This window comes from Streptomyces sp. NPDC020379 (assembly GCF_044387105.1).
Taxonomy (GTDB): domain Bacteria; phylum Actinomycetota; class Actinomycetes; order Streptomycetales; family Streptomycetaceae; genus Streptomyces.
Genome location: NZ_JBIRVR010000023.1, coordinates 48,018 through 70,461, shown reverse-complemented (window position 1 = coordinate 70,461; position 22,444 = coordinate 48,018). Strand labels below are relative to the sequence as shown.

The following is a 22,444-nucleotide window of genomic DNA, read 5'->3' as shown; positions in this document are numbered from 1 at the left end:
GCGTGTGGTGGCTGATCGGCAGCGGGGTGGTGCGGACCCGGTCGAGGACCGGAAGCCGCAGTCCGACGAGGCGCGCAGCGCTTTCACCCCGCCACTGGGCGTACCGCTCCCCGATCCGCCCGACGACGAGCACCCCACGTCGGAATTCGCTGTTCCGGAGGGTGTGGCCGCAGAGCCGGAGAGCGAGCCCGAAGGCTCGGCCTTCACCCTCCCCGCGGGAGCCGTGGGCCCCAGCACCACCCAGGGCACGCCCTACCCCGCCTTCACCCCGCCGCACGGCATACCCAGGGTCAGCCTCACCAAGGAGGCGCCCTGGCAGGACCGGATGCGCACGATGCTGCGCATGCCGGTCGGCGAGCGGCCCGTGCCCGAGCGCGCGGAGAAGGCCGACGAGCCGGGCCCGCCCGTACCCCGTGTGCTCGACCTGACGCTGCGCATCGGCGAGCTGCTGCTCGCGGGCGGCGAGGGCGCCGAGGACGTGGAAGCGGCGATGTTCGGTGTCGCGCACGCCTACGGCCTCGGCCGCTGCGAGCCCACCGTCACCTTCACCCTCCTGTCGGTCAGCTACCAGCCGTCCCTGATAGACGACCCCATCACGGCCAGCCGCACCGTGCGCCGCCGCGGCACCGACTACAACCGGCTCTCCGCCGTCTTCCGGCTCGTCCACGAGATCACCTCGCGCGGGCTGACCCTGGAGGAGGCGTACCGCGGCCTCGCCGAGATCCGCCGCAACCGCCACCCCTATCCGGGCTGGGCGCTCACGGCCGCCTCCGGACTGCTCGCCGGCGCGGCGAGCATGCTGGTGGGCGGCGGGGCCCTGGTCTTCCTGGCGGCGGCAGCGGGTGCGATGCTCGGCGACCGGCTGGCGTGGCTGGCGTCCGGGCGCGGGCTGCCGGAGTTCTATCAGTTCGTCGCCGCGGCCATGGCGCCCGCCGCGATGGGCGTGACCCTCAGCGCCACCCACGCGCACGTACAGGCGTCGGCGGTCATCACCGGTGGCCTGTTCGCCCTCATCCCCGGACGGGCCCTCGTGGCGGGCGTACAGGACGGCCTGACGGGCTACTACATCACCGCCGCGGCCCGGCTGCTGGAAGTCGGCTATCTGATCGTCGGCATCGTCTGCGGAGTCCTGGTCGTCCTCTACGGAGGCGTGCACATCGGCGGCAGAACGCTGAGCCCCGAGGCGGCGCTGCAACACCAGGAGCGGCCGCTGATCCAGATCATCGCCGCGATGCTGCTGGCCTTCTCCTTCGCGGTGCTGCTCCAGCAGGAGCGCAACACCGTGCTGGCGGCCACCCTCAACGGTGGGGTGGCCTGGGTGATCTACGCGGCGCTCGCCGACACCGCCAAGCTCGACCCGGTGCCCGCCACGGCCATCGCCGCCGGCCTCGTCGGCCTCTTCGGCCAGCTGCTGTCCCGCTACCGCTACGCGTCGGCCCTGCCGTACGTCACGGCGGCGATCGGCCCGCTGCTGCCGGGTAGCGCGACGTATTTCGCGCTGCTGAACTTCGCGAAGAACGAGATGAGCGCCGGCATCTCCAGCCTGACCAAGGCGGCGGCGCTGGCGCTGGCCATCGCCATCGGGGTGAACCTGGGCTCGGAGATGGCCCGGCTGTTCATCAAGGTCCCGGGAGCGGCGGCGTCCCGCCGGGCGGCGAAGCGGACCCGCGGCTTCTAGAACGGCCTCCGGGGCGGCTTCCGCGAAGGCTTCCGGACAGCTCGCGGAAAGACTTCCGGACAGCTCGCGGAGCAGCCTCCGGAAAAGGCATCCGGAACGACGAACGCGCGGCCCCCGTGCCCTCCGGGGCACTCGGGAACCGCGCGTACGTCAGTCGAACGCCGGCACCACTCAGTGGTGCGAGCCGCCCGCGGCCTCCAGGCGCTTGTAGGACGCCTCGATCTCGGCCTCGGCCTCGGCGCGGCCGACCCAGTCGGCGCCCTCGACGGACTTGCCCGGCTCCAGGTCCTTGTAGACCTCGAAGAAGTGCTGGATCTCCAGGCGGTCGAACTCCGACACGTGGTGGATGTCGCGCAGGTGCTCGACGCGCGGGTCGTTCGCCGGGACGCACAGCAGCTTGTCGTCGCCGCCGGCCTCGTCCGTCATGCGGAACATGCCGATGGCGCGGCACTTGATGAGGCAGCCCGGGAAGGTCGGCTCGTCGAGGATGACGAGCGCGTCCAGCGGGTCGCCGTCCTCACCGAGGGTGTTCTCGACGAAGCCGTAGTCGGCCGGGTAGCTGGTCGAGGTGAAGAGTCGGCGGTCCAGACGGATGCGACCGGTCTCGTGGTCCACCTCGTACTTGTTCCGCGAACCCTTCGGGATCTCGATGGTGACGTCGAACTCCACGGGTGGCTCCTCCATGATCAACACATACGTCCGGTGATGCTGTGTCCCCCCGGGCGGGTGGCTACAGCGGGTGCCATGCTCGCGGCAAGGCGCAGTGATTAAGTGTCTCTCACGCAGGTGTGTGGTGGCGAAAGGGGCTGGTCCGTGGTGCGTGAGTGGTGGCGGAGCGCCCCGCTGGAGCGGCGCGGGACCGTACGGCTCGTCGCGGTGTCGGCCCTGGCGGGCCTGGTCGCGGCGGCGGGCGCGGTGGGGGCCGCCGGGCCCTGGGAGTCCGGCCAGCGCAAGGCCGAGCGCGACCGCGCCGCCGCGGGCGCGGCGCGCGCCGACGGCCGCCACGCCGGGCCGCGGGAGCCCACCGCGCCGCCCGTCCTCACCGCCCTCGGCGGCCGGGCCACCGCGCAGGAACCGACCCGGGACGGCCTCGCCGCCGCGCTCGAACCACTGCTCAAGGACGCCGCGCTCGGCTCGGACCGGTCGGTGGCGGTGTACGACGCCGCCACCGGCAGGCAGCTCTACGGCTCCGCGCCCGACACCGCCTACACCCCCGCGTCGACGATCAAACCGGCCACCGCGGCTGCGGCGCTCGCCGCGCTCGGGCCGGACCACCGGATCGACACCACGGTCGTGGCGGGCGGCGACGGCATCGTGCTCGTGGGCGGCGGCGACCCCACGCTCACCGCGCATCCGGCCAAGGCGGGACCACAGCGGCCCGCGAGCCTCCAGGCCCTCGCGGAGGCCACCGCGCGCAAGCTGAAGGAGCGCGGCACGGAGCACACGAAGGTCACGTACGACACCTCGCTCTACTCCGGGCCGCCCCTGCACGTCATCGGCCCGAACGAGAACATCGCGCCCGTCAGCGCCCTGATGACCGACGAGGGCCGCCTCGACGACTCCGACCACGGGCCCGCGGGCCGGACCGCCGACCCGGCCGGCGACGCGGCCCGGAAGTTCGCGGAGCTGCTCGGCGAGCAGGGCGTGAAGGTCGACGGCGAGGTGGCCCAGGGCACGGCCGGGGCGAAGGCGGAACGCATCGCCGCGGTCTCCTCCCCGCCGCTGGGCGCGCTGGTCGAACGCGCCCTCACCAACAGCGACAACGACATCGCCGAGGCCCTCGCCCGGCAGACCGCCCTCGCCTCCGGGCAGCCCGCGAGCTTCGAGGGCGCGGCGAAGGCGGTCACCGAACGCCTCGACAAGCTCGGCCTCTCGGGCGCCCACGTCGCCGACGGCAGCGGCCTCGACCGCGCGGACCAGGTCTCGGCGGCCTTCCTCGCCCAGCTGCTCGTACGCGCCGCCGACCCCGCCCACCCCGAACTGCGCCCGGTCCTGACGGGCCTGCCGGTCGCCGGCTTCACCGGCACGCTGAGCGGCCGGTACGCGGACGAGGAGGCGGGCCGCGGGGCGGTCCGCGCGAAGACGGGCACGCTGACCGGCGTGAACACACTCGCCGGTACGGCGGTCTCGGCGGACGGCCGCCTTCTGACGTTCGCTTTCATGGCCTCCGGCACGAGTGACGCCGACGCGGCGCAGCGGGTCCTGGACCGCATGGCGACGGCGGTGGCGGGCTGCGGCTGCGGCGGCTGACCGCTCTTCCCCGGCCCGCCCCTTCCCGGCCGCCTCCGATGTGCGGCTCCGCCGCGTGAGGGGCCGCGCCCTCACCCCGGTCATCGAAGGCCGGAGGAGCCGGACCGCATGGACCGTGGACGCGTGACCTGCGGGCCGCAGGGACGCGGGCTACGGTCCGCACATCCAGCCTGTGGGGCACCCCCGGACGGAGTCCGTTGCCGCCTGCCGGGGAGCTCCCCCAGCAGGCGGCAACGGACCCGCAGCCGGGGGCGCGTCTGCCCCCGGCTCGGGAAGGGGCGGGCAGGGGAAAAAGCGCCGCAGGCGGCAACGCACCGCGGCCGAGGGCCCGGCGCGAGCCCCGCACCGCGGAGCCGTGTGTCAAGGGGCGGCAGGAGAGCGAAGCCCGCCGCGGCCGCGGCCGCATGGGAACCCCACCGCAGGGAACCCCTAACCGCCAGCCGTGCGCAGCACGTACGGTGAAGCCATGACGAGCATCGGTGGTGCGGAGATGGTCGACTGGAAGCTCGCGGTCGCGACCGCGACGAGGCTCGTGCGGCCGGGCCCGGAGATCGGCCGGGACGCGGCCCGCGAGGTCGTCGCGGAGCTGAGGCGGCACGCGAAGACGTCGGAGGAGCACGTCCGGGCGTTCACCCGGATGACGCCGCCGGCGTCCGAGGGCGGGGAGCACGACACCCCGGTGCTCATCGTGGACCGGGCGGGCTGGATCAAGGCGAACGTCGCCGGCTTCCGTGCCCTGCTCGGCCCGCTGCTGGAGAAGATGTCGGACCGCCGGGCCAACGTCCCCGGCGGCGCGGTGCTCGGGGCGGTCGGCGGCAAGGTGACCGGTGTGGAGCTGGGCATGCTCCTGTCGTTCCTGGCGTCCAGGGTGCTCGGGCAGTACGAGACGTTCGCGCCCGCCACCCGCGACCTGCCGGGCGCGGCAGCGGGCGGACGGCTGCTGCTGGTGGCGCCGAACATCGTCCACGTGGAGCGCGAGCTGGACGTGGATCCGCACGACTTCCGGCTGTGGGTGTGCCTCCACGAGGAGACGCACCGCACGCAGTTCACGGCCGTGCCGTGGCTGCGCGATCACATCGAGGGCGAGATCCAGGCGTTCCTGGGCGAGACGGAGGTCGACCCCGCGACGCTGCTGGAGCGGGTGCGGGAGGCGGCGCAGTCGCTGGCGGGCGGCAGGCCGCCGCAGGACGAGGAGGGCGAGGGCGGGCGCAGCATCATCGATCTGGTCCAGACGCCCGCGCAGCGCGAGATCCTCGGCCGGCTGACGGCGGTGATGTCGTTGCTGGAGGGCCACGCGGACTACGTGATGGACGGTGTGGGCCCCTCCGTCGTGCCGTCGGTGACGGAGATCCGGGAGAAGTTCCAGCAGCGTCGCGCGACCGGCGCGGGGCGCCTGGACGCGGCGCTGCGCAAGCTGCTGGGACTGGACGCCAAGCTGCGGCAGTACCGTGATGGCGAGCGGTTTGTGCGAGCGGTCGTCGACCAGGTCGGTATGGACGGTTTCAACCGGGTCTGGACGTCCCCGAACACCCTCCCGACCAAGGCGGAGATCGCCAAACCGGCGGACTGGGTCGCGAGGGTGCACGGAAAGACGGAATCCTGAAGCGGACGCTCCACCTCCGGGTAGAACGCTTCCGTAATCACCCGTCCGAGGGACCGTGGGCCAGGGGTGGGCGTGCGATGCTCGGGTAATGGCTCGCTTCTGTCACCATCGACGCACACAGCGTGACTGAAGCTCGAAGCTCGCGCAGCTCCGACCATCTCCATATGGAACGATTGGACACACGGACATGGGTCCACATCCCGCGGTCGCCGCGATACGCCTGGCGGTCCGCCGCGTACTTCACGACGTCCTCACCCCCACCACACCCGCATCCGTAACCCCCACCCCCGCCGGCCGGCCCCCGCTCGTCCTGGTCGCCTGCTCCGGTGGCGCCGACTCCATGGCCCTGGCCTCCGCACTGGCCTTCGAGGCGCCCAAGCTCGGCATCAGGGCCGGAGGAGTCACCGTCGACCACGGCCTCCAGCACGGCTCCGACATCCGCGCCGCCGAGGTCGTCAGCAGGATGACGGCCCTCGGCCTCGACCCCGTCGAGGCCGTCACCGTGTCCGTCGGCAGGGAAGGCGGTCCGGAGGCCGCCGCCCGCGACGCCCGCTACGCCGCCCTGGACGCCGTCGCCGAGCGGCACGGAGCCGCCGCGATCCTGCTCGGCCACACCCGCGACGACCAGGCGGAGACCGTGCTCCTCGGGCTCGCCCGCGGCTCCGGCATCCGCTCGCTCTCCGGCATGGCCGTCGCCTCCGGCGTCGGCGGCCGCTATCGCAGGCCCTTCCTCGGCCTGGACCGCCAGACGGCCCGCAAGGCGTGCATGGTCCAATCGCTCCCCGTCTGGGACGACCCGCACAACGCCGACCCGGCCTACACCCGCTCCCGGGTCCGCCACGAAGCACTGCCCGTCCTGGAGAAGGCACTCGGCAAGGGCGTGGTCGAGGCCCTCGCCCGCACCGCCCAGCTCTCGCGGGACGACGCCGACGCGCTCGACGGCTGGGCCGCCGCCGTCGAGCCCTCCGTGCGGGACGACAGTGGCGCGCTGGAGGCCGCGAAGCTGTTCGCCCTGCCCCCCGCCGTCCGCCGCCGGGTGCTGCGCCGCGCGGTCATCTCGGCGGGCGCACCGGCCGGTTCGCTCTTCGCCCGGCACATCGAGGAAGTCGACCGGCTGATCACCGGTTGGCGCGGTCAGGGGGCCATCAATCTGCCCGGGCGCGTCGCGGTCCGCAGGCAGGGTGGCAGACTGGTCCTTCGGCAGGGCTGATTCGAACGAGTGCGAACGAGCACGGCTCGCCTCGAACAAGCCGGATGAGACAGAGCCGGACGAGCCTTCAACGAACGAGAGTGGCGCGGGTGGACGACAAGGACATGGGCACCGACCTCAAGTCGGTGCTCATCACCAAGGAAGAGATCGACGCGAAGCTGGCGGAGCTGGCGGCGAAGATCGACGCGGAGTACGCGGGCAGGGACCTGCTCATCGTCGGTGTCCTCAAGGGCGCCGTGATGGTGATGGCGGACCTGGCGCGCGCGTTGTCCACCCCCCTCACGATGGACTGGATGGCCGTGTCCTCGTACGGCGCGGGCACCCAGTCCTCCGGCGTGGTCCGGATCCTCAAGGACCTCGACACCGACATCAAGGGCAAGGACGTCCTGATCGTCGAGGACATCATCGACTCCGGCCTGACGCTGTCCTGGCTGCTGTCGAACCTCGGCTCGCGGGAGCCCGCCTCCCTCAATGTCGTCACCCTCCTGCGCAAGCCGGAGGCGGCCAAGGTCGCCATCGACGTGAAGTGGGTCGGCTTCGACATCCCGAACGAGTTCGTCGTCGGTTACGGCCTCGACTTCGCCGAGAAGTACCGCAATCTGCCCTTCGTGGGCACGCTCGCGCCGCACGTCTACGGCGGCTAGGGCCCCCGCCCGGACGGGACTCTCCACGCGCGGGAACCGACTGGCGGTTTCCGCCGTTGGAGCATGGGAAGGCGGGTTGTTTGACCGCCTGCGGCGGCGTCGGGTGACAATGCTGGGGTACCGTCCGAAGGTCAGTCTTTTCAATCTTTTTCAAGGTCGAGCAGAACACCGTACGCACGCACCCCCTGACAGGGGCGGCCGTGCCTCACTGTGGCAGGAGGGACGGGGCGCTCGCGCCCCGTATGGATGGACGTGAAGCGCTACTTCCGTGGGCCGGTCATGTGGATCGTGCTGGCCGTCCTCGCCGTGGTCGTGTTGATGCAGGTCGTCGGCTCGTCCGGCGGCTACAAGTCGGTGGACACCAGCCAGGTCGTCAACGCGATCAACAAGGACCTGGTGAAATCGGCCGAGCTGACCACCGGCGACGAGAACAAGATCAAGGTCGAGCTCAAGGACGGCCAGAAGGTCAAGGGCAGCGGCAAGATCCAGGCGAACTACATCGGCGACCAGGGCGTCGACCTCGCCAAGACCTTGCAGGCCAAGGCCGACTCCAAGCAGATCTCCGACGGCTACAACATCTCGACGTCGAAGCAGAACCCCTTCATCGGGGTGCTGCTCTCGCTGCTGCCGTTCGTCCTGATCGTCGTGGTCTTCCTCTTCCTGATGAATCAGATGCAGGGCGGCGGCTCCCGAGTGATGAACTTCGGGAAGTCCAAGGCCAAGCTGATCACCAAGGACACCCCGAAGACGACCTTCGCCGATGTGGCCGGGTCGGACGAGGCGGTCGAGGAGCTCCACGAGATCAAGGAGTTCCTCCAGGAGCCGGCGAAGTTCCAGGCCGTGGGAGCCAAGATCCCCAAGGGCGTCCTGCTCTACGGCCCGCCCGGCACGGGCAAGACCCTGCTCGCGCGCGCCGTCGCCGGCGAGGCGGGCGTGCCCTTCTACTCGATCTCGGGCTCCGACTTCGTCGAGATGTTCGTGGGTGTCGGCGCCTCGCGCGTCCGTGACCTCTTCGAGCAGGCCAAGGCCAACGCCCCCGCCATCGTCTTCGTCGACGAGATCGACGCCGTCGGCCGGCACCGTGGCGCGGGCCTCGGCGGCGGTCACGACGAGCGCGAGCAGACCCTCAACCAGCTGCTGGTCGAGATGGACGGCTTCGACGTGAAGGGCGGCGTCATCCTGATCGCCGCCACGAACCGCCCGGACATCCTCGACCCGGCGCTGCTGCGCCCGGGCCGCTTCGACCGGCAGATCGCCGTCGACCGCCCGGACATGCAGGGCCGTCTGGAGATCCTCAAGGTTCACCAGAAGGGCAAGCCGGTCGCCCCGGACGTCGACCTCTCGGCCGTCGCCCGCCGCACCCCCGGCTTCACCGGTGCCGATCTCTCCAACGTGCTGAACGAGGCCGCCCTGCTGACGGCCCGCAGCGACAAGAAGCTGATCGACAACCACATGCTGGACGAGGCGATCGACCGTGTCGTGGCCGGACCGCAGAAGCGGACCCGGATCATGAGCGACAAGGAGAAGAAGATCACCGCCTACCACGAGGGCGGTCACGCCCTGGTCGCGGCGGCGTCCCCGAACTCCGACCCGGTGCACAAGATCACGATCCTGTCCCGCGGCCGCGCGCTCGGCTACACCATGGTCCTGCCCGACGAGGACAAGTACTCCACCACGCGCAACGAGATGCTCGACCAGCTGGCGTACATGCTGGGCGGCCGCGCGGCCGAGGAGCTCGTCTTCCACGACCCGACCACCGGCGCGGCCAACGACATCGAGAAGGCCACGGCCACGGCCCGAGCGATGGTCACGCAGTACGGCATGACCGAGCGGCTCGGTGCGATCAAGTTCGGCTCGGACAACAGCGAGCCGTTCCTGGGCCGTGAGATGTCGCACCAGCGCGACTACTCGGAAGAGGTCGCGGCCCTGGTCGACGAAGAGGTCAAGAAGCTCATCGAGACCGCGCACAACGAGGCGTGGGAGATCCTCGTCGAGAACCGCGACGTCCTCGACAACCTGGTTCTGGCCCTCCTGGAGAAGGAGACGCTGAACAAGGAGGAGATCGCCGAGGTCTTCAAGCACATCGTGAAGCGCCCGGCCCGCCCGGCGTGGACCGGCTCCTCGCGCCGTACGCCCTCCACCCGCCCGCCGGTGCTCTCCCCCAAGGAGCTCGCGCCGAGCAACGGCGGCCAGCCCGTGGAGCAGGCCGACCTCCCGGACGACACCCGCCCGGAGCTCTGACTGGCAAGAACAGCTGAAGCCGGGCACCTCACCAGGCCCGGAATGGATGCCGCGTTTCCCAGGTTATTAGCCTGGGGGACGCGGCTTTCCGCATCGTGGCCGCTGTCGGCCCGTACGTACGCATGAGAGAACGAGGCAACTCCATGACCGACCCGGTGACGCTGGACGCCGAGAGCTCCATCGGCGCATTCGACGAGAAGCGGGCCGAGAACGCCGTCCGTGAGCTGCTGATCGCGGTGGGCGAGGATCCCGACCGCGAGGGGCTCCGCGAGACGCCGGCGCGGGTCGCTCGTGCGTACAAGGAGATATTCGCGGGGCTGTGGCAGCAGCCGGAGTCGGTGCTGACCACGACCTTCGACATCGGGCACGACGAGATGGTGCTCGTCCGCGACATCGAGGTCTACAGCACCTGTGAGCACCACCTGGTGCCCTTCCACGGTGTGGCCCACGTCGGCTATATCCCCGCCACCAGCGGCAAGATCACGGGGCTGTCGAAGCTGGCCCGCCTGGTGGACGTCTACGCCCGCCGCCCGCAGGTCCAGGAGCGGCTCACCACGCAGATCGCGGACTCGCTGATGGAGATCCTGGAGCCGCGCGGTGTGATCGTGGTCATCGAGTGCGAGCACATGTGCATGTCGATGCGGGGCATCCGCAAGCCCGGCGCGAAGACGCTGACCTCGGCCGTACGCGGCCAGCTGCGCGACCCCGCGACCCGCGCCGAGGCCATGAGCCTGATCATGTCCTCCCGCTGACCCGGGACCGCAGGCCGCGAAACCGAAGCCGCCCGCCACGACCGAGGTCGTGACGGGCGGCTTCGCGGTGTGCGGCGGGGGTCAGGCGCTGAGGCGGCTGCCCATCCACTGGAGGGTGCCGGGGATCTCACGGCGCCAGGTGTTGAAGTTGTGGCCACCGGTGTCCAGGATCATCGAGGAGACGCGGGTGGGGTGATGCTTCGCCGCGTCGATGAACTTCAGGGTGTCCTCGTAGTTGTGCTCGCCCTGCTTGCTGCTGGTCACCAGGAGGGAGACGGGCGGCAGCGGCTTGTTCTTCAGGCGCCACATCAGGTCGTTCTCCTTCTCCAGCTTCTTGCTGCCGCCGAAGAGGGAACCGGTCGTGGCGTCCTGGGCGGCCTTGTAGTAGCCGGACAGAGCGGCGGCGGCGCCGTAGGCGTCGGGGTGGCGCATGGCGAACTTCAGCGCGCAGTAGCCGCCGGTGGAGTCGCCGATCATGCCCCAGTTGGCGGCCTTGGTGCCGATGCGGTACTGCTCGGAGAGCCCTTTGCGCAGGTCCTTGGTGAAGAAGGTCTCGGTCTGCGGGCCGCCGGGTATGTCTATGCACTCGGTGTCACGGGGCGGGGCGACCGTCGGGCGCATCATCACCAGGATGGTGGGCTGCATCTTCTTCGCCTTGGCGAGCTTCTGCGCCTCCTGCGGGTAGTGCAGGCCCTTGATCAGGGCTTCGGCGGTGCCGGGGAAGCCGGTCAGGACGACCGAGGCGGGAAAGGTCTTGTGGGCGTACTGCGGCTGAAAGTACTCCGGCGGGAGGTAGACGTACGCCGGGCTCACGATCTTGGACTCGGGCCCTTTGATGTTGACCTTCTCGACCTTGCCCGCGATCGAGGGCACCGTGCCGTGGCCCTTCACCTGCTGGATGCCGACGACCTCGACCGGCTTGCTGCCGGCGCTGTGGTCCACGACCACGCCCTGCCCCTTCTCCAGGCCGAAGAGGTCCGCCCAGGAGGCGAAGAAGCCGAAGGACTGGTTCGCCCAGAGGCCGATCGCGGCGAACAGCGTCAGCTGGGTGGCGAGCATCATGCCGAACCGGCCCAGGACCGATCCGACGCTCTTCTTGCCCAGACGGGGCCAGAGCCAAATGGTCAACGCGAAGAGCACTACCGCCGCCGCTATGGCAAGCAGCAGAACCGCCATGCTGGTGAGACCCATGAGGTGCTTTCTGCCGAGCGGCCCGCCGCGGGCCGCGGAATGGTTACTTCTTTCCGGGCTCGGCCCCCGGCGGAACCTCAACCCCGAAACCGTCGTCCTACAGGGCGCACATTGTCCGGGCGCTGCCGCCAGAAGGCGCAGGACCACTCGACAGGACGACGGGAAGAGATGTCTGTCAGGGTAGATGGCAAAAAGTCCGATGGGGTTCCCGAGGGAACCAAGCGACTGTCGAGGCTTGCGCGTATCGCCAAGGGGCCGCGCCCCGAGAACGTGCCGACCGTGGTGGGATGGGTCGGCATCATCATCGGCCTGCTCAACATCGTGGCCGGCGTCGTCCCGAGGGTCCGCTGGAGCAAGTTCCACACCTGGGCCGAGGTCCTGCCCGGCACGGTGACCCAGCTCGCGGCGGCCGGGTCCATCGTCGTCGGCATCCTGATGCTGATGCTGGCCCATGGCCTCATCCGCGCCAAGCAGCGGGCCTGGATGGCCGCCGTCGTCGTCCTGCCGATCGGTGCGGCCGCCCAGCTGATCTACCGCCACTCGATCATCGGCACGATCTGCTCGCTGGCGCTCTTCGCCTACCTGGTCTGGCATAAGCCCTCCTTCACGGCGCTGCCCGACCCGCGCAGCCGCTGGAAGGCGGTGGCGAACTTCATCATCATGGGTGGCGTCAGCTTCACCCTCGGGTGGATCATCGTCGGCTCGCAGTACCGGCGGATGGTCGGTGACCCGTCCGTCCTCGAGCAGATCGAGCACGTGATCTGGGGCCTCTTCGGCTTCGAGGGCTCCATCCGCTACACCCACGGCGTCGACTACACCGTCGGCTACTCCCTCGGCGCCCTCGGCCTGCTGACCGTCGCCTCCACCGCCTACCTCGCCTTCCGCCCGGCCTACCCGGCCGCGGTCCTCACCGAGGAGGACGAGGACCGCCTGCGCGAGCTGCTCGCCAAGCACGGCGCGCGTGACTCGCTCGGCCACTTCGCGCTGCGCCGCGACAAGAGCGTCGTCTTCTCCCCGTCGGGCAAGGCCGCCGTCTCCTACCGCGTCGTCTCCGGTGTGATGCTCGCCAGCGGTGACCCGATCGGTGACGTCGAGGCGTGGCCGGGCGCGATCGAGAAGTTCATGGAGCTGGCCAAGCGCCACTCCTGGACCCCGGCCGTCGCCGGCTGCAGCGAGACCGGTGGCGAGGTCTGGACCCGCGAGACCGGTCTGGACGCGCTGGAGATGGGCGACGAGGCCATCGTCGACGTCGCCGACTTCTCCCTCACCGGGCGTGCCATGCGCAACGTCCGCCAGATGGTCAAGCGCATCGAGCGCAACGGCTACGAGACCAAGGTGCGCCGCGTCGGCGAGCTCAGCCCCGAGGAGCTGACCGCCGTCCAGCAGGCCGCCGAGGCATGGCGCGACACCGAGGACGAGCGCGGCTTCTCGATGGCCCTGGGCCGTATCGGCGACCCCAAGGACCTCGACGCCGTCATCGCCACGGCCCACAAGGCCCCCGAGGAGGGCGAGGCGCCCAGCCCCTTCGGCGACCTCAAGGCCATGCAGCACTTCGTGCCCTGGGGCCCGGACGGCCAGTCGCTGGAGCTGATGCGCCGCGACCGCAGCGCCGACCCCGGCATGAACGAGCTCCTCATCGTCGCCTTCCTCCAGGCCGCGCCCGACCTGAAGATCAAGCGCCTGTCGCTGAACTTCGCGTTCTTCCGCTCCGCCCTGGAGCGCGGCGGGAAGCTCGGCGCCGGCCCGGTCGTGCGCGTCCAGCGGGCGGTGCTGGTCTTCCTCTCGCGCTGGTTCCAGATCGAGTCGCTGTACAAGTTCAACGAGAAGTTCCGGCCCCGCTGGGAGCCCCGCTTCATCGTCTTCCCGAACAACCGCGACCTGCCGCGCATCGGCTTCGCGATGATGCAGGCGGAGGGCTTCCTGGAGCTGCCGCGCCTGCTGCGCCGCCGCCCGGCGGAGCCCAAGGAGTTCATGGACGACGAGAAGGTCTCGGCCGCGGAGGTCACGCGCGCCGCGTGACTTTCGCGGTCAGGGCCCGGGGCCCCGTCCGGCGGCGAAGAGCTGCCGGGCGGGGCCCCGCCCGTTTGCGGCGGCGGTGCCGCGCCCGGCGGCAACGCCCAGCGCGGCGAGCAGGCAGGCGGCGCGCCCTTCACCGCACGCCCTAGGCTGGTGGCATGAGTGCGTTGCGTGGTCGATTCGGGCCGGTCGGTCTGCCGGAGTGGGACCGCTGTGCGGTGATGGGCGTGGTCAACGTCACGCCCGATTCCTTCTCCGACGGCGGCCGTTGGTTCGACACCGAGGGGGCGGTCAAGCGGGGCCTGGACCTGGCGGCCCAGGGGGCCGACCTGGTCGACGTGGGCGGTGAGTCGACCCGTCCGGGCGCGGCCCGGGTGGACGAGCGCGAGGAGCTGCGCCGGGTGGTCCCCGTGGTCCGCGGGCTGGCGTCCGAAGGGGTGGTGGTGTCCGTGGACACCATGCGCGCCTCGGTCGCGGAGGCGGCCGTCGAGGCGGGCGCGGTGCTGGTCAACGACGTGAGCGGCGGCCTGGCGGACCCGGCGATGGTGCCGGTGGTGGCCACCGCCGGGGTGCCGTTCGTGGTGATGCACTGGCGCGGCTTCAGCGAGGACATGAACAGCCGGGCCGTCTACGGCGACGTGGTCGGCGAGGTCCTCGGCGAGCTGCGGCAGCGGCTGGACGCCGTGGTCGCCGCGGGGGTGGCCCCGGAGCGGCTGGTCGTCGACCCCGGCCTGGGCTTCGCGAAGACCGCGGACCACGACCTGGCCCTGGTTGCCCAGCTGGCCAGGCTCCGCCGGGAGCTGGGGCTGCCGATGCTGGTGGCCGCCTCCCGGAAGCGCTTCCTCGGCCGGGTGCTGGCCGGTGCCGAGGGCGCCAGCCCGCCCCCGGCGCGGGAGCGGGACGCCGCGACGGCCGCGGTGTCGGCGATCGCCGCGCGCGAGGGCGCGTGGGCGGTGCGGGTGCACGAGGTACGGGCCAGCGCCGACGCGGTGCGGGTGGTGCGCGCCGTGGACCTGGCGGCGGAGACGGCAGGGGTGGCGATGGTGGCAGAGGCGGCGGGCGCCCCGGGCGCCGAGGGGGCCGAGTGAGCACGGCCCGTACCGACAGCGAGCGGGTCGAGCTGGCGAACACCGCGCTGTACGAGGCGGTCGAGCGCGGTGACACGGTGGCCATGGGGCAGCTGTGGCTGGACGACCCCGGGACCGAGGTGTCCTGCGTGCACCCGGGCTGGCCGGTGCTGCGCGGGCGGAGCGAGGTGCTCCGTTCGTATGCGCTGATCATGGCGAGCACCGACTACATCCAGTTCTTCCTGACGGACGTCGAGGTCGCGGTGGCCGGTGACACGGCGCTGGTGACCTGCACGGAGAACATCCTCAGCGGCGGCCCGTCCGAGTCGGAGGGCGAGCTGGGCCCGCTGGTGGGCCAGCTGGTCGTGGCGACCAACACCTTCCGCCGGGTGGGTGCGGAGTGGAAGGTGTGGTCCCACCACGGCTCGCCCGTGCTCGCGGGACGTGAGGACGAGGACGAGGAAGGCCCGGAGGACAGGGAGGGCACCAACGGCCCGGAGGGGGCGTGACAGCCGGCCGGGCGTCAGTACGCGAGTGCGCCGAGCCACTCGTTCGGGGTGCCGGGTGGTCGGGTAGGGGTGAGGCACGGAGCCGGGGGTAAGCGCCGCGGGACCGGTCGGCGGCCCCGCGATTCCCTGTCCGTAACGTTCTTTGGCATCCGCAAACATCCGTACATGTCATCGCATATCGGCAGCACAGCATGGCGTCCGGGTGCGAGCGCTGTCGGTGCTCGCAGGTAGATTCGAAGTGGGTACCCCGGCCGACGGGGGGACGGGCGATGTGCCGGCAGTGCCGGTACGCACTCGCCATACCGACGACCAGCAGGAGTGATTCGTGTGGATCGTGTCGCGCTGCGCGGCCTGAAGGCCCGCGGGCACCACGGGGTTTTCCCCCGGGAACGCGAGGAGGGCCAGACCTTCATCGTGGACCTGGTGCTGAGCCTGGACACCCGGCCCGCCGCGGCCACCGATGACCTCGCGAAGACCGTGCACTACGGCGTGGTGGCGGAGGAGGTCGTCGACGTCGTCCAGGGCGAACCCGTCGATCTGATCGAGACCCTCGCCGAGCGGATCGCCCAGGTGTGTCTGAAGCACGAAGCGGTGCGGGAGGTGGAGGTCGTGGTGCACAAGCCCGACGCCCCCATCACCGTGCCTTTTGACGATGTGACGATCACTATTACGCGGAGCCGTGTATGAGCAGCAGCGACCCGACCGTGCAGCCGGTGCCCGCCTCCGTGGTGGAGCAGGTGGACGCCGCCGACGTGACCTTGAGCAACCCCAAGCGGGCCGTGATCTCGCTGGGCAGCAACCTCGGCAACCGCCTGGAGACCCTCCAGGGCGCGATCGACGCGCTGGAGGACACGCCCGGTCTGCGGGTCAAAGCGGTCTCCCCGGTCTACGAGACGGAGCCGTGGGGCGTCGAGCCGGGCACCCAGCCCGCGTATTTCAACGCCGTCGTCCTGGTGAAGACCACCCTCCCGCCGGGCTCCCTGCTGGAGCGCGGGCACGCGATCGAGGAAGCCTTCGAGCGGGTGCGGGACGAGCGCTGGGGCCCCCGGACCCTCGATGTCGACATCGTCAGCTATCAGGACGTCCTCTCCGACGACCCCGTCCTCACGCTGCCGCACCCGCGCGTCCACGAGCGCGCCTTCGTGCTGGCGCCGTGGCACGACGTGGACCCGGAGGCCGTGGTCCCGGGGCACGGCGCGGTCGTCGAGCTGCTGGCCCAGGTCGGGCTCGAGGGGGTCGCCCCCCGGGTCGACCTGGAACTCCGGCTGCCCGAGTAGGCGGTCGGCCGGGAAACGTACGAGATGAGGAGCGAGGGCGCGGAGCGGTCCGCTCCGCGATCTGCTCACGGAGGAGCTGACCGGTGAAGCAACTGCGGGTCAGAGTGCTGGCCGGGCTGTTCGTCGTGGCCGGGGTGGTGTCCTGGGCGGGCGCCCGGCTGTGGGACGCCTTCGGCACACTGCCGAGCGTGCCCGTGGCCGCCCCCATCGTGCTGGCGGTCATCGCCGTCGTGCTGGCCGCGACGGCGTTCTCGCTGCGCGGCCGGCTGCGGGCGCAGCGCGAGCGGCGCCCCGGCGCGAAGGGCGTCGACCCCCTGGTGGCCGCCCGCGCGGTGGTCTTCGGCCAGGCGAGCGCGCTGGTGGCGGCGCTGGTCGGGGGCATGTACGGCGGTGTGGGCGCGTTCCTGCTGCTGGCCGGGCTGGAGAACAACCCGGCCCGCCGGGACCAGACGATCTACGCCGGAGCGTCGGTGCTCGCCGCCGTCTGCGTCATAGTGGCGGCGTTCTTCCTGGAGCGGGTCTGCAAGCTGCCGGAGGACGACGACGAGGAGGGCGGCAAGGGCGCGGCACGCGCCTGAGCCGTCCGTATGCCCGCGCCGTTCGCGTCGGCGGAGTGCGCGCAGGGGTGCCCGGGTCCGCCCGGAGCACCCCTTTCAGCTGTCCGGAGGGCGTGCCCGGACCCGTCCTCTCCTGCTGTCCGGGGGCGTGCCGGTTCCGGCCCGGCCACGTCTCTTCCCGCTGTCCGGAGGGTGTGCCCGGATCCGTTACGGCCACGTCCTTCCGGTTGTCCGAAGAGCGTGCCGGGTCCGGCAGGACCGCCTTCCGGCTGCCCGAGCGGACGGCTACGCGTCGGCGACGGTCTCCACCGACACGTCCGCGCGTGCCGCGCCCGTCGCGTCCGCCGCCGTGGACCGCCGCAGGGCCTCGTGCAGGCGGGCCGGCGTCAGGACGCCCACGAAGCGGTCCGCCTGCTCGCCGTCGAGGACGGCGATCCAGCCCGCGTCGTGCTGGAGCATCGTGCTGAACGCCTGCTTGAGCGACGCCCCCACCGGCAGCCAGGCGTCCATGCGCCGGGAGTGGCCGCGGACCTTGCCGCCGTCGGCCGCGCCGCCCAGCGCCTCCGCCGAGACCCAGCCGTGCAGCCCGTCCGCGCGATCCAGGACCACCGCCCAGCGCGCCCCCTCGGCCGCCAGCCGGGCCGCGGCCTCGCCCACCGGGTCGTCGAGGTGGACGACCGGCGGCTGTTCGAGGTCGCCGGGCTCGATGGGGGTGACGGACAGCCGCTTCAGGCCCCGGTCGGCGCCGACGAAGTCGGCCACGTACGGCGTGGCGGGCGCGCCGAGCACGGCCGCCGGCGGGTCGAACTGTTCGATGCGCCCGTTGCCGTAGACCGCGATGCGGTCGCCGAGCCGGACGGCCTCCTCCATGTCGTGGGTGACGAAGAGGACCGTCTTGCGCACCTGCGACTGGAGCCGCAGGAACTCGCTCTGCAGGTGCTCGCGGACCACCGGGTCGACCGCGCCGAACGGCTCGTCCATCAGCAGCACGGGCGGGTCGGCGGCCAGGGCGCGGGCCACGCCGACGCGCTGGCGCTGCCCGCCGGAGAGCTGCTCGGGATAGCGGTCGCCGTAGACGGACGGGTCGAGCCCGACCAGGTCGAGCAGCTCGGCGGCGCGGGCGCGGGCCTTCTTGCGCTGCCAGCCGAGCAGGTGCGGGACCGTCGCGGTGTTGTCGAGCACGGTCTTGTGCGGGAAGAGGCCGACCTGCTGGATGACGTAGCCGATCCGGCGGCGCAGTTCGACGGGGTCGGCCTTGGCGATGTCCTCCCCGTCGAGGAGGATCCGGCCGCCGGTCGGCTCGATCAGCCGGTTGACCATCTTCATCGTGGTGGTCTTGCCGCAGCCGGACGGTCCGACGAGCGTGACCAGCTCGCCCTCCGCCACCTCGAAGGACAGGTCGTCCACGGCGGTGGTGCCATCGGCGTAGCGCTTGGTGACATGCTCGAAGCGGATCATGGTTCCCCATTCTGGCCGTACTCGCTCCCGACATTGTTGCCGTTGTGTGGCGCCGGACTCGAATGTCAGTGCCCGGGGTTAGGGTCGCCAGTAACCGACGGTCAAGGCCCAGGGGGAGGTGAGAGCGTATGGCGGGGCAGAACTGCCTGGTCTCCAACGACTGGATCTGCGGCGAGTATCTGCGGACCCGCGGCCACGAGCTGACGGATGCCACGCTCCAGCACATCGGGATCACACTGGCTTCGGTCGCCATCGGCGTGCTCGTCGCCTTTCCGCTGGCGTTGCTGGCCCGCAGATGGCGGGCGGCGGCGGGCCCGGTGCTCGGCCTGACCACCGTGCTCTACACGGTGCCCTCGCTGGCCATGTTCTCGCTGCTGGTGCCCGTCTTCGGGCTGTCGGTGTCGGTCGTGGTCACCGGGCTGGTGCTCTATTCGCTGACGGTGCTCGTGCGGAACATCCTGACGGGGCTCGCCTCGGTGCCCGAGGAGGCCCGCGAGGCGGCGCGCGGCATGGGCTACGGCCCGCTGCGCCTGCTCTTCGCGGTGGAGCTCCCGCTGGCGCTGCCCGCCCTGATGGCGGGCCTGCGGATCGCCACGGTCTCCACCGTCTCGCTCACCACGGTCGGCGCCATCATCGGCTACGGCGGCCTGGGCAACCTCATCTATGAGGGCATGCACAGCTACTTCAAGGCACAGGTGCTCACCGCCTCGGTGCTGTGCGTGGCGCTCGCGATCGTGGCGGACGTCCTGCTGCTGCTCGTGCAGCGGCTGCTGACGCCGTGGACGCGGGCAGGCGGGAAGACGAAGCGCCGTGGCAGGGGCGCGCGCGAGCGGCTGAGCGCCGAGGGGGCTGTGTGATGGGCGTCATCGACCGCACCTGGACGTGGCTGACGACCGGCTCGCACTGGTCCGGCACCGACGGCGTATGGCACCGGCTGGGCGAGCACCTGTTCCTGACGTTCGCCTGCCTGGCGATCTCGTGCGCCATCGCGCTGCCCGTCGCCGTGCTGCTCGGCCACGTGGGCCGCGGCGGCGCCCTCGCGGTGAACATCTCCAACGCGGGGCGCGCCGTGCCGACGTTCGCGGTGCTGGTGCTGTTGCTGCTCAGCCCGCTGGGTACGCATGGCTCATGGCCGACCGTCATCGCGCTGGTGCTGTTCGCGATCCCGCCGCTGCTCACCAACGCGTACGTCGGGATGCGCGAGGTCGACCGGGACGTGGTCGAGGCCGCGCGGGGCATGGGCATGACCGGCCGTCAGCTGATCGGCCGGGTGGAGCTGCCGCTGGCCTTCCCGCTGATAGCGACCGGAGTGCGGACCGCCGCGGTGCAGGTGGTGGCCACGACCACGCTCGCGGCGCTGCCGGGCGGCGGTGGCCTCGGCCGGATCATCACGGCGGGCTTCCGGCTCACCGACACCGCGCAAGTGGTGTCCGGGGCGGTGCTGGTGGCCGTGCTCGCGCTGCTGGTCGAGGGGGTGCTGGTGGTCCTGGAGCGGCTGCTGGACCCGGTGCGTCGGCGTGTGAAGCGCACGGCGGGCCGGGCGCCGGGCGGCGAGGGGCCGGCGGCGCCCGCCGACGCCGTCCCGGTGGGCGGCGCTGTGTGACATCCGAGCTCCGTCCGTCCACGCGCGGCCGCGGAGACTGACGACTGATCAAGGGGTGTCCGGGTGCACCGGGCCCCCGACCGAATGGATGGAGTTCCCCATGAGCAGGACCCCGCGTCGAGCGCGGACCACGCGCGCGCTGCTGGCGATGGCGGGCGTCGCCACCCTGACGGCGGGCCTCGCCGCGTGCGGTGGGGACAGCCTGGAGAAGTCCGGTGGCGGTGACGCGTCCGGGCGGCCCGGCGAGGGTTCGCTGGTCATCGGATCGGCGTCCTTCACCGAGTCCAAGGTGCTCGCCGAGATATACGCGGGCCTGCTGAAGGACGCCGGCTATTCGACGTCGATCAAGACCGTCGACGCCCGCGAGCTCTATGAACCGGAGCTGGAGAACGGCAAGATCGACATCGTCCCGGAGTATGCCGCGACGCTCGCCGAATTCCTCAACAAGAAGCAGAACGGCAAGGACGCTCCGACGGTCGCCTCGGCCGATGCCGGCACCACGGTGAAGGCGCTCCGTAAACTCGCCGAGCCGCGCGGCCTCAAGGTGCTGGACCCCGGCCGGGCCGTCGACCAGAACGCCTTCGCGGTGACCGCGGAGTTCGCCGCGAAACACCAGCTCAAGACGCTTTCCGACCTCGGCGCGGCAAAGGAGAAGGTCAAGCTCGCGGCGGGCGACGAATGCCCCCAGCGGCCCTTCTGCCAGCCCGGTCTGGAGAAGACGTACGGCATCGACGTCACCGGCATCGACCCGCTGGAGGTCGGCAGTACGCAGGCCAAGCAGGCGGTCAAGTCCGGCAAGGACCAGATGGTGCTGACCACCACCACGGACGCCACACTCGAACAGTTCGGTCTCGTTCTGCTGGAGGACGACAAGAAGCTCCAGAACTCCGACAACGTGTTGCCCGTCGTGAATGCGAAGAAGGCCGGTTCGCAGAAGATCGCCGACGCTCTCGGCAAGCTCAACAGGGTGCTGACCACGGCCGATCTCACCGAACTCAACAAGAAGGTCGACGCGCAGCGGCTCAAGCCCGCGGATGTGGCCGCGCGGTACCTCAAGGACAAGGGCTTGCTGACGAAGGAGAAGCAGTAGGAGAGAAGTAAGATCAAGGGAAGAGTTTGGTGGTGGAGTCACACTCCCGAGGCGACGCACGGTAAGTTTCAGGCCATGCCACGAGGACGCCATCGCCATTCACCGCCCCTGCACAGGCTTCTTCCCCCGTCGGCGGTCGCAGCGACATCGGTCGCCGCTGCCGCCGGTGCTTGGGTGGTAGGTGAAACGGTCGTCATCCGGGGCCTCGCCGCGGCCGCTGCCGCCGCCGCGGTGGTCGGTGCCGTGCTGATGCGCCGTTGGGACCACGCCGCCGGGAAGCGGGTCGCCCAGCTCAACGCCGCCCGGGTGCGCGATGAGTGGAAGACCGACGAGCGCATCGCCGAGCTGGAGACGGAGCTGGAGGAAGCCCGCGCCGGCCGCGCCAGGGCGGAGACCAAGCTGCGCGGCAAACGCGCCGAGCTCGCCCGTCTCCGCAGTGAACACGCCGACCTGCTGCGCCGCTACGCCGCGGCCGAGACCGGGCGCGCCAGCGCGCTGGAGGGCCGCCGCCAGGCCCAGGGCACCGCGCCCCGCGGCGCGAAGGCGCTGGAGTCCGCCGCGGCTTCGGCCGGTGCCGACGGGGCCGCCGTCGCCGCGTCCGCGTACCGCAAGGCCGCCGAGGCCCTGCGCGACCTGGAGCGGAACGCGGCGATCCAGCGGGACGCGGAAGCCGCCACGGAGCCCGGCCAGGACGCGAACCCGGCGCTGACGGACGTCGTACCTCCGAGCGGGCTGCCGGCCACCGGCGAGACCCTGAGCGCCGCGGACGCGGCGAGGGCCGCCAAGCGGCGTACGGGCGTGAAGGCCGCCGAGGAGACGGAGACCACCGCTCCCCAGGACCTCCAGGCCGCGAAGGCTCCCGAGGACCTGAAGGCCGCAGGGGCTCCCGAGGCTCCGGAGGCTCTGGCGGTCCCGAAGGCCGCGGAGGAAGCCGGGGACCGCGCCGTCGACGAGACCGGTGAGGCCCCCGTCGCGAAGAGCACGCCGCCCGCGCCCCGGCCCGCCTCCGCCGTCGTGCCGCAGCAGCACCCAGCCCGGCGCCCCGCGTCGCGCACACAGGGCGGCTTCGACTTCTTCGGCACCCAGCGGACGCCCTCCGCCGCGCGGCCCGTCGAGGAGACGGACCTCGCGGACGTCGTCGGCGAGGAGGTGCTCGCCGAGGCCGAAGCCGCGGAGCAGCAGGGCGACGACTCCCAAGGAGACGTCATCGACCTGACCGCGCACGACGAGACCGAGCAGATAGATGTCGTGGAGCTGCGCAGCGCCATCTCTTGACGGTCGTTGCGAAAACGCGTGAC

The 22,444-nt window shown here is 71.5% G+C and carries 20 protein-coding genes; 17 read left to right on the top strand and 3 right to left on the bottom strand.

Translation table 11 applies throughout. The features are described 5' to 3' along the window. Positions 1-4: 4 nt before the first annotated feature. A complete protein-coding gene (locus ACH427_RS26060; protein WP_398873085.1) occupies positions 5-1,678 on the top strand; it encodes a threonine/serine exporter family protein in 1,674 nt (557 codons plus the stop codon). Positions 1,679-1,849: 171 nt separating this feature from the next. On the opposite strand, the gene ACH427_RS26055 is transcribed toward ACH427_RS26060, so the two are convergent. Further along, complete coding sequence (locus ACH427_RS26055) at positions 1,850-2,347, bottom strand: inorganic diphosphatase (protein ID WP_045933001.1); 498 nt, start codon at positions 2,345-2,347, stop codon at positions 1,850-1,852. Positions 2,348-2,491: 144 nt separating this feature from the next. Here ACH427_RS26055 and dacB point away from each other — a divergent pair, with 144 nt between their 5' ends. From dacB to folE, 6 genes are all read left to right on the top strand, one after another. Beyond that, the gene (gene dacB, locus ACH427_RS26050; RefSeq protein WP_398873083.1) at positions 2,492-3,928 is read left to right on the top strand and encodes a D-alanyl-D-alanine carboxypeptidase/D-alanyl-D-alanine-endopeptidase; all 1,437 of its coding nucleotides are present in this window, start codon (positions 2,492-2,494) and stop codon (positions 3,926-3,928) included. A 466-nt stretch (positions 3,929-4,394) separates the two neighbouring features. Continuing rightward, entirely contained in the window at positions 4,395-5,531 is a 1,137-nt protein-coding gene (locus tag ACH427_RS26045; RefSeq protein WP_398873081.1) for a zinc-dependent metalloprotease, read from the top strand. 187 nt (positions 5,532-5,718) lie between these two features. Then, entirely contained in the window at positions 5,719-6,741 is a 1,023-nt protein-coding gene (gene tilS / locus ACH427_RS26040) for a tRNA lysidine(34) synthetase TilS (protein WP_398873079.1), read from the top strand. A 104-nt stretch (positions 6,742-6,845) separates the two neighbouring features. Next, positions 6,846-7,385 (top strand): hypoxanthine phosphoribosyltransferase, encoded by a 540-nt coding sequence (hpt, locus tag ACH427_RS26035; protein ID WP_398873197.1) that lies wholly within the window; start codon positions 6,846-6,848, stop codon positions 7,383-7,385. A gap of 246 nt (positions 7,386-7,631) precedes the next feature. Next, positions 7,632-9,626: an ATP-dependent zinc metalloprotease FtsH gene (gene ftsH / locus ACH427_RS26030; RefSeq protein WP_398873077.1), complete on the top strand. Its 1,995-nt coding sequence runs from the start codon at positions 7,632-7,634 to the stop codon at positions 9,624-9,626. Between the two features lie 143 nt (positions 9,627-9,769). Then, positions 9,770-10,378, top strand: a complete 609-nt coding sequence (folE, locus tag ACH427_RS26025) for a GTP cyclohydrolase I FolE (RefSeq protein WP_398873075.1) — start codon at positions 9,770-9,772, stop codon at positions 10,376-10,378. A gap of 81 nt (positions 10,379-10,459) precedes the next feature. Here folE and ACH427_RS26020 read toward each other — a convergent pair whose 3' ends face one another. Further along, complete coding sequence (locus ACH427_RS26020) at positions 10,460-11,569, bottom strand: alpha/beta hydrolase (RefSeq protein WP_398873073.1); 1,110 nt, start codon at positions 11,567-11,569, stop codon at positions 10,460-10,462. Between the two features lie 168 nt (positions 11,570-11,737). Here ACH427_RS26020 and ACH427_RS26015 point away from each other — a divergent pair, with 168 nt between their 5' ends. The 6 genes from ACH427_RS26015 (at position 11,738) to ACH427_RS25990 (ending at position 17,016) form a co-directional block, all read left to right on the top strand. After that, positions 11,738-13,588, top strand: a complete 1,851-nt coding sequence (locus ACH427_RS26015) for a phosphatidylglycerol lysyltransferase domain-containing protein (protein WP_398873071.1) — start codon at positions 11,738-11,740, stop codon at positions 13,586-13,588. A gap of 155 nt (positions 13,589-13,743) precedes the next feature. After that, positions 13,744-14,673: a dihydropteroate synthase gene (gene folP, locus ACH427_RS26010; RefSeq protein WP_398873069.1), complete on the top strand. Its 930-nt coding sequence runs from the start codon at positions 13,744-13,746 to the stop codon at positions 14,671-14,673. Continuing rightward, the gene (locus ACH427_RS26005) at positions 14,670-15,161 is read left to right on the top strand and encodes a nuclear transport factor 2 family protein (RefSeq protein ID WP_398873067.1); all 492 of its coding nucleotides are present in this window, start codon (positions 14,670-14,672) and stop codon (positions 15,159-15,161) included. Before folP ends, ACH427_RS26005 begins: the two co-directional genes overlap by 4 nt. A gap of 327 nt (positions 15,162-15,488) precedes the next feature. Continuing rightward, positions 15,489-15,848: a dihydroneopterin aldolase gene (folB, locus tag ACH427_RS26000; RefSeq protein ID WP_301893438.1), complete on the top strand. Its 360-nt coding sequence runs from the start codon at positions 15,489-15,491 to the stop codon at positions 15,846-15,848. Beyond that, a complete protein-coding gene (folK, locus tag ACH427_RS25995) occupies positions 15,845-16,438 on the top strand; it encodes a 2-amino-4-hydroxy-6-hydroxymethyldihydropteridine diphosphokinase (RefSeq protein ID WP_398873064.1) in 594 nt (197 codons plus the stop codon). Before folB ends, folK begins: the two co-directional genes overlap by 4 nt. An 83-nt stretch (positions 16,439-16,521) precedes the next feature. Next, a complete protein-coding gene (locus ACH427_RS25990) occupies positions 16,522-17,016 on the top strand; it encodes a DUF3180 domain-containing protein (protein ID WP_398873062.1) in 495 nt (164 codons plus the stop codon). 264 nt (positions 17,017-17,280) lie between these two features. On the opposite strand, the gene ACH427_RS25985 is transcribed toward ACH427_RS25990, so the two are convergent. Beyond that, complete coding sequence (locus ACH427_RS25985; RefSeq protein WP_398873060.1) at positions 17,281-18,453, bottom strand: ABC transporter ATP-binding protein; 1,173 nt, start codon at positions 18,451-18,453, stop codon at positions 17,281-17,283. A 128-nt stretch (positions 18,454-18,581) separates the two neighbouring features. Between ACH427_RS25985 and ACH427_RS25980 the strand changes: the two genes are divergently transcribed. From ACH427_RS25980 to ACH427_RS25965, 4 genes are all read left to right on the top strand, one after another. Further along, positions 18,582-19,310 carry an ABC transporter permease gene (locus tag ACH427_RS25980; protein ID WP_398873058.1) on the top strand — a complete coding sequence of 243 codons (729 nt, stop codon included), beginning with the start codon at positions 18,582-18,584 and terminating at the stop codon, positions 19,308-19,310. Continuing rightward, a complete protein-coding gene (locus ACH427_RS25975) occupies positions 19,310-20,056 on the top strand; it encodes an ABC transporter permease (RefSeq protein ID WP_398873056.1) in 747 nt (248 codons plus the stop codon). The genes ACH427_RS25980 and ACH427_RS25975 overlap by 1 nt, the downstream gene beginning before the upstream one ends. 100 nt (positions 20,057-20,156) lie before the next feature. Continuing rightward, entirely contained in the window at positions 20,157-21,146 is a 990-nt protein-coding gene (locus ACH427_RS25970; RefSeq protein ID WP_398873054.1) for an ABC transporter substrate-binding protein, read from the top strand. Positions 21,147-21,320: 174 nt separating this feature from the next. Then, positions 21,321-22,421 (top strand): hypothetical protein, encoded by a 1,101-nt coding sequence (locus ACH427_RS25965; protein WP_398873052.1) that lies wholly within the window; start codon positions 21,321-21,323, stop codon positions 22,419-22,421. The last annotated feature ends 23 nt before the right edge of the window (positions 22,422-22,444 follow it).